The sequence below is a fragment of the Buttiauxella warmboldiae genome, assembly GCF_003818135.1.
In the GTDB taxonomy this organism is placed as follows: Bacteria; Pseudomonadota; Gammaproteobacteria; order Enterobacterales; family Enterobacteriaceae; genus Buttiauxella; species Buttiauxella warmboldiae.
Map to the genome: position 1 here is coordinate 68,852 of NZ_RPOH01000042.1, position 13,476 is coordinate 82,327.

Annotated in this window: 11 protein-coding genes and 1 CRISPR repeat array; of the genes, 4 read left to right on the forward strand and 7 right to left on the reverse strand. The window is 51.6% G+C overall.

Features of this window, described 5'->3' with window-relative positions; translation table 11 throughout:
• Positions 1-7: 7 nt before the first annotated feature.
• From fdxH to EHN07_RS11605, 3 genes are all read left to right on the forward strand, one after another.
• Positions 8-892, forward strand: coding sequence for a formate dehydrogenase subunit beta (fdxH, locus tag EHN07_RS11595; protein WP_124024291.1), 885 nt, complete (start codon positions 8-10; stop codon positions 890-892).
• Complete coding sequence (gene fdnI / locus EHN07_RS11600) at positions 888-1,541, forward strand: formate dehydrogenase-N subunit gamma (RefSeq protein ID WP_124024302.1); 654 nt, start codon at positions 888-890, stop codon at positions 1,539-1,541. The genes fdxH and fdnI overlap by 5 nt, the downstream gene beginning before the upstream one ends.
• Before the next feature lie 111 nt (positions 1,542-1,652).
• Positions 1,653-1,904 (forward strand): DUF1158 domain-containing protein, encoded by a 252-nt coding sequence (locus EHN07_RS11605; RefSeq protein ID WP_124024292.1) that lies wholly within the window; start codon positions 1,653-1,655, stop codon positions 1,902-1,904.
• Positions 1,905-1,971: 67 nt separating this feature from the next.
• Here EHN07_RS11605 and EHN07_RS11610 read toward each other — a convergent pair whose 3' ends face one another.
• Positions 1,972-3,219 carry a mechanosensitive ion channel family protein gene (locus EHN07_RS11610; RefSeq protein ID WP_124024293.1) on the reverse strand — a complete coding sequence of 416 codons (1,248 nt, stop codon included), beginning with the start codon at positions 3,217-3,219 and terminating at the stop codon, positions 1,972-1,974.
• 224 nt (positions 3,220-3,443) lie between these two features.
• Here EHN07_RS11610 and EHN07_RS11615 point away from each other — a divergent pair, with 224 nt between their 5' ends.
• A complete protein-coding gene (locus EHN07_RS11615; RefSeq protein WP_124024294.1) occupies positions 3,444-4,562 on the forward strand; it encodes a YbdK family carboxylate-amine ligase in 1,119 nt (372 codons plus the stop codon).
• A gap of 192 nt (positions 4,563-4,754) precedes the next feature.
• Here EHN07_RS11615 and cas6f read toward each other — a convergent pair whose 3' ends face one another.
• The 6 genes from cas6f to cas1f are packed head-to-tail and all read right to left on the reverse strand — an operon-like array spanning position 4,755 to position 12,815.
• Positions 4,755-5,309, reverse strand: a complete 555-nt coding sequence (gene cas6f / locus EHN07_RS11620) for a type I-F CRISPR-associated endoribonuclease Cas6/Csy4 (RefSeq protein WP_124024303.1) — start codon at positions 5,307-5,309, stop codon at positions 4,755-4,757.
• Between the two features lie 10 nt (positions 5,310-5,319).
• Positions 5,320-6,321, reverse strand: a complete 1,002-nt coding sequence (gene csy3, locus EHN07_RS11625; protein WP_124024295.1) for a type I-F CRISPR-associated protein Csy3 — start codon at positions 6,319-6,321, stop codon at positions 5,320-5,322.
• A gap of 11 nt (positions 6,322-6,332) precedes the next feature.
• Positions 6,333-7,280 (reverse strand): type I-F CRISPR-associated protein Csy2, encoded by a 948-nt coding sequence (gene csy2 / locus EHN07_RS11630; RefSeq protein WP_124024296.1) that lies wholly within the window; start codon positions 7,278-7,280, stop codon positions 6,333-6,335.
• Complete coding sequence (gene csy1 / locus EHN07_RS11635) at positions 7,273-8,595, reverse strand: type I-F CRISPR-associated protein Csy1 (RefSeq protein WP_124024297.1); 1,323 nt, start codon at positions 8,593-8,595, stop codon at positions 7,273-7,275. Before csy1 ends, csy2 begins: the two co-directional genes overlap by 8 nt.
• Positions 8,596-8,604: 9 nt before the next feature.
• Positions 8,605-11,847 carry a type I-F CRISPR-associated helicase Cas3f gene (cas3f, locus tag EHN07_RS11640; RefSeq protein ID WP_124024298.1) on the reverse strand — a complete coding sequence of 1,081 codons (3,243 nt, stop codon included), beginning with the start codon at positions 11,845-11,847 and terminating at the stop codon, positions 8,605-8,607.
• Positions 11,844-12,815 carry a type I-F CRISPR-associated endonuclease Cas1f gene (gene cas1f / locus EHN07_RS11645; RefSeq protein ID WP_124024299.1) on the reverse strand — a complete coding sequence of 324 codons (972 nt, stop codon included), beginning with the start codon at positions 12,813-12,815 and terminating at the stop codon, positions 11,844-11,846. The genes cas3f and cas1f overlap by 4 nt, the downstream gene beginning before the upstream one ends.
• A 346-nt stretch (positions 12,816-13,161) precedes the next feature.
• Positions 13,162-13,430: direct repeats of the CRISPR family, unit length 28 nt; unit sequence TTTCTAAGCTGCCTGTACGGCAGTGAAC.
• Positions 13,431-13,476 lie beyond the last annotated feature (46 nt).

Genomic DNA, 13,476 nt, shown 5'->3' on the forward strand with positions numbered 1-13,476 from the left:
CGAACTCATGTCCATGCAATCTCAGGATATTATCAAGCGTTCGGCTACCAACGGCTTTACGCCGCCGCCGCAGGCTCGTGACTTCAAAGAAGAAGTCGCCAAGCTGATTGACGTCTCAAGCTGTATTGGCTGTAAAGCCTGTCAGGTCGCCTGTTCTGAGTGGAACGACATCCGCGATGAAGTCGGTCACTGCGTCGGGGTTTACGATAACCCCGCCGATTTGAGCGCCAAATCCTGGACCTTAATGCGCTTTAGCGAAACCACGCAAAACGGCAAGCTGGAGTGGCTTATCCGCAAGGATGGCTGCATGCACTGTGAAGATCCGGGCTGCCTGAAGGCCTGCCCGTCTGCCGGCGCCATTATTCAGTATGCCAACGGCATCGTCGATTTTCAGTCGGAACATTGTATTGGCTGCGGCTACTGTATCGCCGGTTGCCCGTTCAATATTCCGCGCCTGAATAAAGACGACAACCGCGTCTACAAATGCACGCTCTGTGTTGACCGCGTAAGCGTCGGCCAGGAGCCAGCCTGCGTGAAAACCTGCCCGACGGGCGCTATTCACTTCGGCAGCAAGAAAGAGATGCTGGAAGTTGCCGATGAACGCGTCACGAAGCTTAAAAAACGCGGGTTTGAGCATGCGGGCGTTTACAACCCGCAAGGCGTTGGCGGCACGCATGTGATGTATGTCCTGCATCATGCTGACCAGCCGGAGCTTTACCACAATCTGCCGAAAGATCCGCAAATCGACGTGCCGATTAACCTGTGGAAAGGGATCCTCAAACCGCTGTCGGCGGCAGGCTTTATCGCCACCTTCGCCGGGCTGATTTTCCATTACATCGGTATCGGGCCGAACGAAGAGGTGGATGAAGACGAGGAGGAACATCATGATTAAGCAGAGCAAATCGATTGTCAGGACCAAATTTATCGACCGTGCCTGCCACTGGACGGTGGTGATTTGCTTCTTTCTGGTGTCGCTTTCCGGTATCGCGCTGTTCTTCCCGACGCTGCAATGGTTGACGGAAACCTTCGGCACCCCGCAGATGGGGCGAATTCTGCACCCGTTCTTTGGCGTGCTGATTTTCGTGGCGCTGATGTTTATGTTTGTGCGTTTCGTGCATCACAATATCCCGGAAAAGCAGGACTGGCCGTGGGTGAAAAACATTGTTGAAGTGCTGAAAGGCAACGAACATAAAGTGGCGGACGTCGGCAAATATAACGCCGGGCAGAAGATGATGTTCTGGACCATCATGAGCATGATTTTCGTCCTGCTGGTGACCGGCGTGATTATCTGGCGCCCTTACTTTGCCCAACACTTCCCCATCAAACTGGTGCGCTACAGCCTGCTGATCCACGCAACCGTCGCCATTATTTTGATTCACGCCATTCTGATTCATATCTATATGGCGTTCTGGGTCAAAGGCTCGATTAAAGGGATGATCGTCGGCAAAGTGAGCCGCCGCTGGGCGCAGAAGCACCATCCGCGCTGGTATCGCGCCGTTCTTGCCAAAGAGGCGAAGAAAGAGAGTACCGAAGGTTTGTAATTCCCAGCCCGCTTTCCCCGGTGAATGACCACCGGGGAGATTTGTATCAGCGGTTAATTTCCCGGACAATGGCCTTTTAGCGGCGTTGATAACCCCCGGTGAAACACTGATATGAAACACCCTCTTGAAACCCTGATAAGCGCCGGCAGTATTTTGCTGCTGGCCTTTTTCTCCTGCCTGCTGCTTCCCGCCCCAGCGCTCTCTATTGAACAGGCACAGAAACTGATTAAAACGCTCCATCTGCTGGATATGAACCAGCTTTACACCCTTATTTTCTGCCTGTGGTTCCTGGCCCTGGGGGCAATTGAATATTTTGTGATTCGCTTTATCTGGCGGCGCTGGTTTTCAATTAACAGGGATTGACAGAGCTGCGTCGGGTGAATAAGCGACTAGCGCCCCCTTCTACCAGTTGGCGCTACGCTTAACCGCTCTACAAAGAGTTCGGCAACACAATCGAACGAATATCGTTGCCGGTGGGCGCCTGATGAATACGCAGGCCAAATTGATCGACTACGGCAAAGATATGCTCGAAGATATCTGCCTGAATCGCTTCATACTCAAGCCAGGCGACGGTATTGGTAAAGGCATAAATTTCGATCGGCAAACCTTCGGCCCCTGGCGCTAACTGGCGCACCATTAAGGTCATATCTTTGCGGATCCGTGGATGGTTTTGCAGATATTCGGTGAGATAGACGCGGAATGTACCAACGTTGGTCATACTGCGCGCATTAAGCACCGACCCTCCGTCGCTATTGTGGGTGCGATTATATTCCTCAATCTCTTTGCTGCGCGCATCGATATAAGGTTTTAATAATCGTGCATTCATCAGGCGCTGAATTTCATCAGCCGCAAGAAAATGAATACTGGTGGTATCAATATTAATACTACGCTTAATACGACGGCCACCGGACTGCGACATCCCGCTCCAGTTTTTAAAAGCATCAGAAACCAGCGCATAGGTTGGAATAGTGGTAATGGTATTATCCCAGTTGCGTACTTTTACCGTCGTCAGGCCAATATCCGTTACCGCACCATCAGCGCCAAACTTCGGCATTTCCAGCCAGTCACCCAGCTTTAACATGCGGTTTGCAGAGAGCTGAATACCGGCTACCAGGCCAAGAATGGGATCTTTAAATACCAGCATCAGTACCGCAGCCATCGCTCCCAGGCCGCTGATAAGAATCGCTGGTGACTGGCCGATGACTCTTGAGATCATCATAATGCCGATCACCACAGAACTAATCAGTTTTACTCCCTGAAATATTCCTTTCAGTGGTATATCTGAGGTAATAGTAAATTTCTGTGAGAAATTATAAATAACGTCCAGCAGGGAAAATAACGACAGCAGGGAATACAGCATAATCCATAGCTGTGCGCCAATAATCAATATCTCGCTTACGTCGCTGCCTTTTTGCAGCCAGAGCACCGCCTGAATATTAACGATGATACCTTGCAGGGTTAAAGCAAGCCGATGAAACAGCTTGTTTTCCGTAATAATTTGCAGCCATAAATTGTGGCTGGAATTAGCTCTTTTTTCAAAGGTGCGCAGCACGATGCGGTGCAGAATAAAATGTACTATCAGCGCAAACAGGAAAATAATACCGAGCACCACGAATATAGAAGTGGTGGGGTCAAGGGCCACGCCAAAAGCACTTAAAAATGAAACCAAATCTTTCATAATAACTCCTTACTAAACAGCGCCTATCATGATAGCAAGCGAATCCATGTGCAACTTTTAGCCCGTATTTAATTAGCTGAATATTCTTTACAAGATTACCATTGCATTTATCTGTAATGGTTAATTGCGTTCGGTGTTAACCAGATAAAAAGAGGGGGACAAGGGTCGTTTGCCGATGGCTGGCTATACTCAATTCACGAACGTATCAATAGTGAGAGCCCTGTATGCCATTAAGTGATTTTGTTCATTCAGACCCGTATACCCTCGGCATTGAGCTGGAATTGCAAATCATCAATCCTCCCGCCAACGATCTCAGCCAGGATTCATCGCTGCTGATTGAGTCGCTAAAAGGCGCGGTGGCCGCGGGCGAAGTCAAACATGACATCACGGAAAGTATGCTGGAGATCGCAACCGGAGTCTGTGCCGATGTCGCACAGGCTTATTCGCAGCTTTCAGATTTGCGCAAGCATGTTCTGCAATCGGCAGGTCAACATCGCCTGGCCATTTGCGGCGGGGGAACTCATCCTTTTCAAAAGTGGCAGCGCCAGGAGGTCTGCCAGAGCGAGCGCTATAGCAAAACCCTTGAGCTATACGGCTATTTAATGAAACAGGCTACGGTATTTGGCCAGCATGTGCATGTGGGATGTGAAAACGAAGAGGACGCCATCTATTTGCTGCATGGCCTGGCGCGCTTTGTGCCGCACGTTATCGCGCTGTCAGCCTCATCACCTTATATTCAGGGGGCCGATACCACCTATGCTTCATCGCGCCTGAATATCTTCTCGGCGTTCCCGGATAACGGCCCGGCCCCTTTTGTGAGCGACTGGAATGAGTTTAAATGGATGTACCAGCGCCTCGAATCCAGCAGCATCGTACAGTCGATGAAAGATCTCCACTGGGATATTCGCCCCAGCCCAAAATTTGGCACCGTGGAGGTGCGCGTGATGGATACTCCTCTGACCATTACGCGGGCGGTACATATCGCCGGGTTTATTCAGGCGCTGGCCTATTGGCTGCTAAGCGAGCGCCCGTTTGTTCCGCGTTCGGAAGATTACCTGCTCTACCGCTTTAACCGTTTTCAGGCCTGCCGTTTTGGGCTGGCAGGGACTCTGACCGAAGTCCGCACCGGCGAGCAACGCACTCTGGCGGAAGATATTTTACCCCTGCTGGACACTCTCGCCCCCTATGCGGCGCAGCTCAGGGCAACATCAGCAATAGAGGCCGTTGAAGGCTATGTGCGTAATAACCACAGCGATACCCGCCGCATTCGCCAGTTTATCGCTGAAGGCGGGCTTTTAACTGAGCTAATGCGCAAACACTGCGAGATTTGGGCCAGCGAATAACTTTCTTTTTTTCATTGAATAATATAAATCCGACATCTCGACTGCATCACAGTTGACAGCGAAAATATCAGCCGCATGACCGGATTAGTTAATTATTATTAATCTTTTCTGCGGCTTATTTAAACTAAATAGCACTTACCACAAGCTACGGAATACCTCACGCCACACAACATTGTATGGCGTGAGAAAGAGTTAAAACCAGGGAATGGTGGTGGCGCCACTTAACCCATAGCTACTGAACGTTCCCGTCACCGGGGAGGTTTGCAGTTCACCATGGCAAATAAATAGCCGGAAATGCTGCCCGTTCGACAGGCTTTTCAACGGTAAAAAAGGCAGGCTACTCGACTGAGTACGAATTTGCGCCACACGTTGTTCAGCCTCCTCTTCAGTCAGCCAGCCCTTACGCACAGAGCGGCGCATCAGGCGTTCAGCATTGCTTTTTACCTGCACGCGATTCACCGTACGCCAGCCAGCTACCGCCGGAACAGGGGCTATGGCCGCAACAGAACAATAATCCTGAAAACCAGCATGCCAACGGGTAGCATCCAGCTCTTCAAGTGCTTGCTGGCAACCATGCAAACGAAGCACGCCGCCAGGCGTTTTCCCGTACTCAGGGAAACTAATGCCAATATCTCCACTCCTGCGCGCAGCCAGCGCCAGATGCAGTCTGGCAAATAGCGCTGCCATCAGCATTGGCTGCTGGAATTCAAGATGCGGCAAAATACGGATCTCCTGATAGCTCTCCATCGGCGGCTCCTTATTCAGCTTTTTCACCAAACACACCGCCACGGATCAGCACCGCCATGACGTAGTGCTGTTGCTCTGGGGCAGGCTTACTGCCTCTGGTTACCCAGTTATCCAGAAGGGTGTAAAAATCCATCTTCTCTTTTGGCTGGCGGCAGGCAATACCGCGGCTGGTAACCGAACCGTAAGGCTCCACGGCAATAGCGCCCAAAGACTCTACCAGCGGATGCCAGGTATCAATAGTGCGCAGCGCGTTCCCTACTTTCTGGGAGTGAAGCGCTGCGACATCATTGACCTGATATAACACTTTGCTTTTGCTGCTGTTACTGTCCAGCACCAGCTCCTGAGACGGGAAGACCTCCTGCCCTTCGCCCAGACGCACATAAGCCTCAACGTCGAGCAATAGGAAAGTATCGCCATTCAGGCCACGCGCAATCTCATCGGCCAGCTCTTTAACTGCGCCATCACGATTAGTAAAATCCCGCAGCGGGAAGTCGTGTGCGTTAAACTCCCAGCTTTTCTCATTGCTCTTCTTCACCAACACACGAATATGTTCAGCACCGACTCGGTTGCGCCACAAAAAACGCCCGTTCGCCAGGTTGGATGCGTAACGCAGCGCCAGTTCAGTAAAACCATGCTCGCTGACATAACCCTCAATCACTTCCTGCAATGCATCCTGATAGTTCCTGTCATTACAGACAGCAGGCGTCGACAGGTTCCCCAACACACGTAGGGTAAATGACATTTTTAAAGTATCGGCATCGGCAGGAAGCGCTGCGACATCCACACGTTGCAGGTTAGCTTTCTGGATCTCAGCATCCAGTTTTGCCGGGTCGCTGACCAGCGCGTTTTTCAGGCGGTTAGAGATGGTGCCACGCACCGCCTTTTCCTGAATACGCACGGGCTGCCAGTCATTGCCCTGCCAGTTGCCGGCAAACATAACCGCATCGGAGTTTGCCAGTTTACGTTCAAAAGCCAGTACCGAAGCCGTTTTGATAACAGAAGTTTTAGCCATGTGGTAATCCCCTAAAAAATATCGAAATAGTCTGAGTCGTTTGCCAGGCCATCGTCAGGCAAATCCTCATCATTCGCGGCCTGTCCGCGACAGTAATAACCGGTTGCCGTGGTGTGATAACGCCAGAACAAATCGTCTGCCTCTTTAATACGATGCACGCCGCTCCATTCGCCAATGCCGTACACCGCTTCGGCAAAGCAAAATGGCGAATCACCGTCGCGGGCGTTTGCAACCGAGCCGGGTTCATAAAGTGGAGAAATGCGCTGCCAGCCGGTCATCAACGGCACGAGATAACCAGGCTGTGGTTTTGCCTGATATGTCCACTCTGCGTCGTCTTCTGACTGCTCATCTTTTTTGGCCACCATTTTTAGCGCGGCAAAATCAAGCCAGGCATCTATCATTTCCACGGTAGGATGGCTTTGTTTGAGCAGTTGATAGTGCTCTTCAAGCCAGGGTGAGCGATCCTGCAACGCAAAGCCGGGCATCAGACTGTAACGATGGTTTTTAAAATTGCTGGTGCTGCAAACCTGCACATTGCGTAGTCTGGTAATGGTGCCGCCCGCCAGTTTTTGAGACTGACAGAGGATTTGCAAATGTGCCGCCAGTTCACGTAAGCCATTATCACCATTGGCGATTTCACCGTGGCACTCCAGCACCAGAGAAACCGTAAGGTGCATACGCCCCTCTTCGTTAAACGAGGCGGTTTTCCCTTCGCGCGTGAGCGGATTGCGAGTCAGCGCAAACTGATAATCGCGCCCGGAGGAATAAGCATGAGCCTGATGGCGATGGCAAACCACACCGCAGCCATTCAGCCGCAACCCGTGGCTAAGCTCTAATTTGCGCGATAGCGCATGCGTATAGCCCAGAAAATGGGTTATGGAAGGAAAGCCCCAGGTTAATCCAGCTACGGCATTCGCATTTTCCACTTCCAGCCACGGCAAAATAATCACATTACGCATGGGGAGAGCTCCTGATAGCCTGTTCCATTTCATGCAGACGGCGGCGGAAAAGTGGTTTGCCCTGCCATTCGCGCCGTTCAGTTTTGCCCACGTTTAACTCTGCGCGTCGCAAATGACTGTTCAGCCATAGCGCAAAATCATCGGCAACGGCGTCCTGCCAGTCGTCTTTTTCCCGCTCAAGACGAAACGCTTCGTCAGTTTCTGCCCGCCACGGGTCGAGCCACAGTTGCTGGTGAGGTTTAAGCTGACATTTTTCATTCTGAGTCCAGGCTGACCATTCTTCGCATTGAATATCTGCGGCCAGACTGAAGAGTACGTCAATGATTTCATCAATGTAGCGATCGCGTGCGCGGCGAATAAGGTAATTATTGGTATCACCAGTATTGATTAAGAGCCCTATAAGGCGGCGACGTATTTCACGCGTGGAGCGTTCAAATGGCCCCTGCCCAAACAGCGTTTTGCTGCCGTATGGAGGATGGCTTTGCTGCTCCCACTGAGGTGGAGCGCAAGCAAGCAACCACACTCGTCCACCACGAGAACTGTTTAATGCGGAGATATTCTGCGGTTTAGTGCCGCCAAAATTCATTACGGCGGTTTTGGGAAACATCACCAACGGCTGCGGATGCCATCTCTTTTCCTTGTGTGCCTTCCAGTTTTCTTTACTCTCTTCGCTAAACCGCAACGCCACCATACGCTGATGCAACGCCTGAGCCAGCGAAGAGGAAAACAGTGGATTAAGCAGATGGTAGCCGCCAGCAACAGGGAAATAGACCTGTTTAGCAAGCTTATGGGATGCGGGGTCTTTGGTGGTTAGCGCACGGGAAAACCCTTCAATCCACCCCGCCAGCTGCTGTTCGTTTTCAGCTAATTCAGCCAGCGCTGAGTCATCTTTCCTTTGCAGACAAGCAAGTAAAGAATCGCCGTCAATCTCAGTTTGCAGAAGCTTCGCGACATCAAGCGCGGCGGCATTTCCCACCGCATCGACGGCAGGCTTCGCCAGACTCGCGGTAGCAAGATAGCCTTCCGCTGAATTTGTTGCGCTAAAAATACTGCTGTTTTTCGCATCACCATGAGTATATTTAGCCGCGTGCGTCACCAGGCTAATTTGCCCGGCACGATAGGCCGCATCCGTTAACCACGCCCGAGTTTCATAGCGCAGTTCCAGCTCGCGACGCTCCTGTGATATCTGGCTTTCAAGCGCTGCATCTGTGCCGTGCAACCGCTTTGCCGCCTCTTTATCGAAAGCTTCCAGCTTGGTTTGACGTCGCCCTGAGATATAGCTAACGATAAATTCCGTTAGTCCTCTTTGTGACATATTCACTCCTTAAACGTCCCTGAAAATCCCCAATACCGGATGCCACAACCACGCTTCGTAGTCATCGTCACCGGCGCGTAAATTAATTTCGCCGTATCTTTCACTTACCGCGGCAAGCTCCAGATCGCGCGCCTCTGCAAGCTCGGTTAGCACCGTCGCGTAATCGGTATCGATCCAGGCTCGCACCCCCTCAGCCATTTCCAGCTCGCGGTAGTTGAATATTCCCGGCTCCTTCCATTTCGCCACGCCGTCGTCACGTATCATAAATGTGGGCTCATCGAGCTCATCTTCCATATAGAGAAAATACTGAGATTCTTTCTGCGTCTGGCGGAATGGGGTACGGCGCTGCAACTCCCCGCTCCAGTTCACCGGCAGCCGCCACCAGTGTGCGGCAACGGGCTGCTCTTTACTTTTACCCAGCAGCTCTTCCCATGTCCGGCCGTGCTCCAGGGCTATCAGGCTGTCATACTGGCGAATGCCCGGCGTAGGACGCATATCGAGAATGCGCGGTACGGCATTGATACAGCGATAATCCTCTGGCTGGAGCAGTTCGGTGAGATCGTGGCTGGAGAGCGTAAAGCGCGATGTTTCGAAACCCGGCTTACAATACGCGAGGCTTTCTTGTTTCATCGCCCGCACGTTTTGACTAAGAATGAGCAGATTATGGTGCTGCGGCACCCTTTGCCGGTGACGCTGAATGCGCCCGGCAAACTGAATCAGAGAGCGCACTGAACTCGGTTCAATAATTCCCCAGTCGGCATCCCAGTCGCGGCCGACTTCAATAACAGAGGTACCAAGCACGACAAAAATATGGTGCTGAGCAGGATGCTGTTCAACCGCACGCGCAATTGCCGGGTGCAATTCAAGCGGGTTTCTCACATCACGGGTAAAGGCCCCATCCAGGCATTTTTCAATATGCGAGCGTATCGCAAGAGGATGCTGGCTATGGTAAACACAATAATGAATGCAATATCCCACAGGTGATGGCATACGCATCAGAGCCTGCGCTATTGCAACCAGCGGTTTGATATTCGCGATACGCACCAGACCCTGGGATACCGTTTTGTCGTTTTTATGCTTTTGATAGTGCCGCTTATGCAACCTTAGGATTTCGCCATGTAGCGTCCCGGCAAGCGCGGCGATAACGGCACCGGGTTGCGGGCTGGCTGATGTAACGTTAACCATTTCCGCCTGGCGTAAAACGGCTTTCGCAGGCAAACGTTTTGCGCGACGCTGCGCAAACTTGCAATGCTCATCATAAAACGCTTTCGACTCTCCAAACGCCGCCGCGTGAGAATCATCCTCATCAAACCAGGCGCAGCAGACATTTAACGGCAATCCCGCCTCTCCACAGGCCTGCTGGTACGCCTTACGCCCGGAGCAGTAGGCGGAGAATAATGCCAGCACCAGCGAGGGCGGCAGCGTTGCAGAAGAGAGCAATACACGCCCGCCGAGCATGGCCGTCCAGTTCACCAGCCGACAAAGCGCATGCTGATCGGCAATATCAAAATCGTCCGGCTCATCAAGCACCAGATCGCTGGTCAGCAGGCGTAACATCGGTGCTATCTGTTTTCCGCCGCGCACGCCTTCGGTTGCGGGCATAATGTGGTCGATGGTGGCGACTAAAACCGGGGCGTTAACCAGTTTGCTGAGCTTAGGATCGCTGTCGAACAGGTGGCGCAACGGCCCCTGATTTACGACTCCATCGTAATGGACGTACTGATGTTGTTCAAACAGCTCATCCGCAGATGCGCTACTTTGATCCGGTTCGGTTGCGTTGACGCCATATAATTCCCGCACCGCAGACGAACCAATCAGTACCGCAAGGTCATCTTCACCCAGCCCAAGACGGGTGCGTAATGCTTCCCCGGTTTGTAGCGTTAAGGTACGCAACCCCAACGCGACGGTAAAACGGCAGCCTTCTTCTTCCTGTGCAAGCGCGTACATAATACGTGCATTGGCAAAGGTTTTTCCGCAGCCAGTTGAAGCCATATTGATGCCAAAAAAGCCCTGCTTACGAGAAACATCGCGCAGACTTTCAGCCACATCCCACGCCCGGTTTTGCCAACGAAAGCGATCGTCTCCGGCCCGCTGCCGGAACCCTTTATGCCGTGTAATAGCCGGAAGATGTGCGCGTAAAGCAGGCAGTGTGCGCCCCAATAGTAACGCGTGATGCCCCACGCCAACGTTATGCTCGTCGAGCTTTTGCTTGCGTTGCGAGGTTTGGCGATCGGTATTCGCCCACGCGAGGTAGCTGGCATCCTGCCATGCCGATACGGGAACAGGCTGCGCAGAGTAGTGGTGATCGGCAAGCATCAGGGCCAGGCGTGCAAGATGCACAGTGAAGTGCTGATCCAGGGTACCAAATTCAGTGAGTGAAACAGCATGAGCCGCGCGTTTTGCTAACTGTTGCGCTTTATCCCGCCAGGTTTGACTTTGCAGCGGGGTTCCGTGCGGGAACGTCCAGAGCCGACGAAAATCAGACTCGCGAAAGCGGCTATCCCGATGATTAAGCGCATTCCAGTCGGCATTAAGCTGGCAGGTTAACCAGTGTTCCGACAGCGACGGTGCGTTATCGCCCAGATATTGCGGCAGGCGATGATGGGAAAGAATAAGCCAGGCAATAGTTCTGGCTAACGGCGGCAAATCGGTAAATGGGCTACTATGGTGGTTTATGCTATCTTGCTGAACTCGCTGTAAAATATCTCTTTCATCCTGCGCCGTTAGCATGCCCAGCCGCACCAGCCATTCATGGTCAGTTTGCGTGCCGACAAATGCCTGAAACAGCCGTACAGATACCCACTCATGGCGAAAGGGCTGAAATTTTAGCGTGGTATCACCTTGTAGCCCGGCCTGAAATAATGCCCCCGCTTTGCCAAAATCATGAAACAGACCGGCAATAGCGGCGAGCAGCGCAATACTCTCCGTACTGCACCAGTGTGATTCACTCTGGCTACGCAAAATATCCCGCGATGTTCGATTGGTTGGCGCGGTCCCCATCGAATTAAACCGACGCGCATTGCCAACAATCCACAGCAACTCGGTTTGCCCACCTTTTTTTATCCAGTGGCAGGCAACTGCCGTATTACGCCTCGCGGTTTTACGCAGCAACCTGCGTAACGTATTCAGCCCCTCAAGAGTGATTGGCGTTTGCCAGGCCGCGTCGCCTTTGCGTTCAGCAAATTGATCCAATATTTGACAGCTTTGTTCACGGGCTTTTTTAGTACATTGCGAGATAAGTAAAATATTCATGCACGAGGCTGCCCGAATTTAAGGGCGGTTGCCTGCAACGAGGTAATCAATAAATCCAACGCCTCTGACTGCTGGAAGCCGGTAATGCAACGCTGGCGAAACGTTTGCTCGTCCTCCCCCTCCATCGCAGCGATAAATGCCTGTGGCAAAATCAATGCATCTTTAATCAGGTCAGCAAGATCAAATACCAGCCCGCCACGCCGGGTTTTGCCATGCAGAACTGCCAGCCCTTGTGGAATACCGGTTACCCATGTTGCCACCGCGGCCAGGCCATAAGCCAGATAATTGCCATGATCGAGGAAACGGTTTGCACAATCATTGCCACCACCGCGTTTTGCACGGGTAAAATCGCCATATTGTACGGCCAGGCTTGCAAGCTTATAGAGCGTTTTGGTAAGCAAGGCTTCCTGTAGCATCAACTCATTTTGCGAACCGGCGGCCGCAATACCTTCGCGAAAGCGAGAGAGTTTTTCACTCAAGGTTGCTGAAGCAAGCTGGAAACGGTTTTCGCGCTGCATTCGGGTATTTAACCAGTGGCGTTCAATTTGTTCGATTCGCACCTGCTGAAAATACTTCGCGGCGGCAAGCCGTTTATTTTCATCAAACCAGAAAGCTACCCAGTTTTGCAGATATTCTGTCGGGCGATACTCACTTTGCGGAGTCAGCCAGGAAACATCAATATCGACTTCATTTCCAGCATAAAGCGGCGTCCCGCCACCGCCACAAAAACCGACCAGTACCCCGGCGCGGGCAAACTCCCGCATTGCCGCCTGAGTGACCGATGTTCCCGTACCCAGCATAATGACAGTGGTATTGGCGATGGGGATATTCCAGTAAAATGACTCTTTACCTTCGTCGGTGACATATTCCACACGCCCACCATTCACCAGTACCCGGCAATATTGCAGGTAATAAATATTTGCACGTTTTGAATGAAGAATTGTTTTAAGATCCGCAGGCATAAGCATGAAAAGAGTACTCCGAGAAAAAAGATCCGGTTTGAAACGGCCATTTTTTCACAATTTTTATTGGCCATCCCAGCAATTAATTTCATTGAATGTATTCACCATTTGCTTCCCAAAGATAGATCACGGAGGCTGGCGAGAATATATAAAATATTTAATGTTATTAATATGCCATGAAAATGCTAAACAGAAGTGTTTTACCACAATGCCGTGAACCTCGACTAATGTGTAAAAATGAGTCTCATAATGCCATGGTATAAATCAAAAAAGAGTTATAAGGCTCGCTAAATCTAATATTCTGCCTGTACGCAGTGAACGAAACGTTCAGGCTCTGAATGATTTCTACATCTTTCTAAGCTGCCTGTACGGCAGTGAACACGCATGGCGTGGATTTGCTTCCACTGTTCAGTTTCTAAGCTGCCTGTACGGCAGTGAACCCACCGCAGCGGAAAACGCAGCAACACCCACTTTTCTAAGCTGCCTGTACGGCAGTGAACAAGACATTGCCCGGGAACATTGGGGCGTGATGTTTCTAAGCTGCCTGTACGGCAGTGAACAAAATCACCGAAGTTTCCGGGCCGAACGGATCCTTTCTAAGCTGCCTGTACGGCAGTGAACTACCCGACATATCAGCATGGAGTAACTCAATTTTTCTAAGCTGCCT

Coding starts and splice junctions, on each gene's coding strand:
- EHN07_RS11605 (WP_124024292.1), top strand. CDS start 1,653: ATGAAACACCCTCTTGAAACCCTGATAAGCGCCGGCAGTATTTTGCTG.
- EHN07_RS11615 (WP_124024294.1), top strand. CDS start 3,444: ATGCCATTAAGTGATTTTGTTCATTCAGACCCGTATACCCTCGGCATT.
- cas1f (WP_124024299.1), bottom strand. CDS start 12,815: ATGCTTATGCCTGCGGATCTTAAAACAATTCTTCATTCAAAACGTGCA.
- fdxH (WP_124024291.1), top strand. CDS start 8: ATGTCCATGCAATCTCAGGATATTATCAAGCGTTCGGCTACCAACGGC.
- cas3f (WP_124024298.1), bottom strand. CDS start 11,847: ATGAATATTTTACTTATCTCGCAATGTACTAAAAAAGCCCGTGAACAA.
- cas6f (WP_124024303.1), bottom strand. CDS start 5,309: ATGGAGAGCTATCAGGAGATCCGTATTTTGCCGCATCTTGAATTCCAG.
- csy2 (WP_124024296.1), bottom strand. CDS start 7,280: ATGCGTAATGTGATTATTTTGCCGTGGCTGGAAGTGGAAAATGCGAAT.
- csy1 (WP_124024297.1), bottom strand. CDS start 8,595: ATGTCACAAAGAGGACTAACGGAATTTATCGTTAGCTATATCTCAGGG.
- EHN07_RS11610 (WP_124024293.1), bottom strand. CDS start 3,219: ATGAAAGATTTGGTTTCATTTTTAAGTGCTTTTGGCGTGGCCCTTGAC.
- csy3 (WP_124024295.1), bottom strand. CDS start 6,321: ATGGCTAAAACTTCTGTTATCAAAACGGCTTCGGTACTGGCTTTTGAA.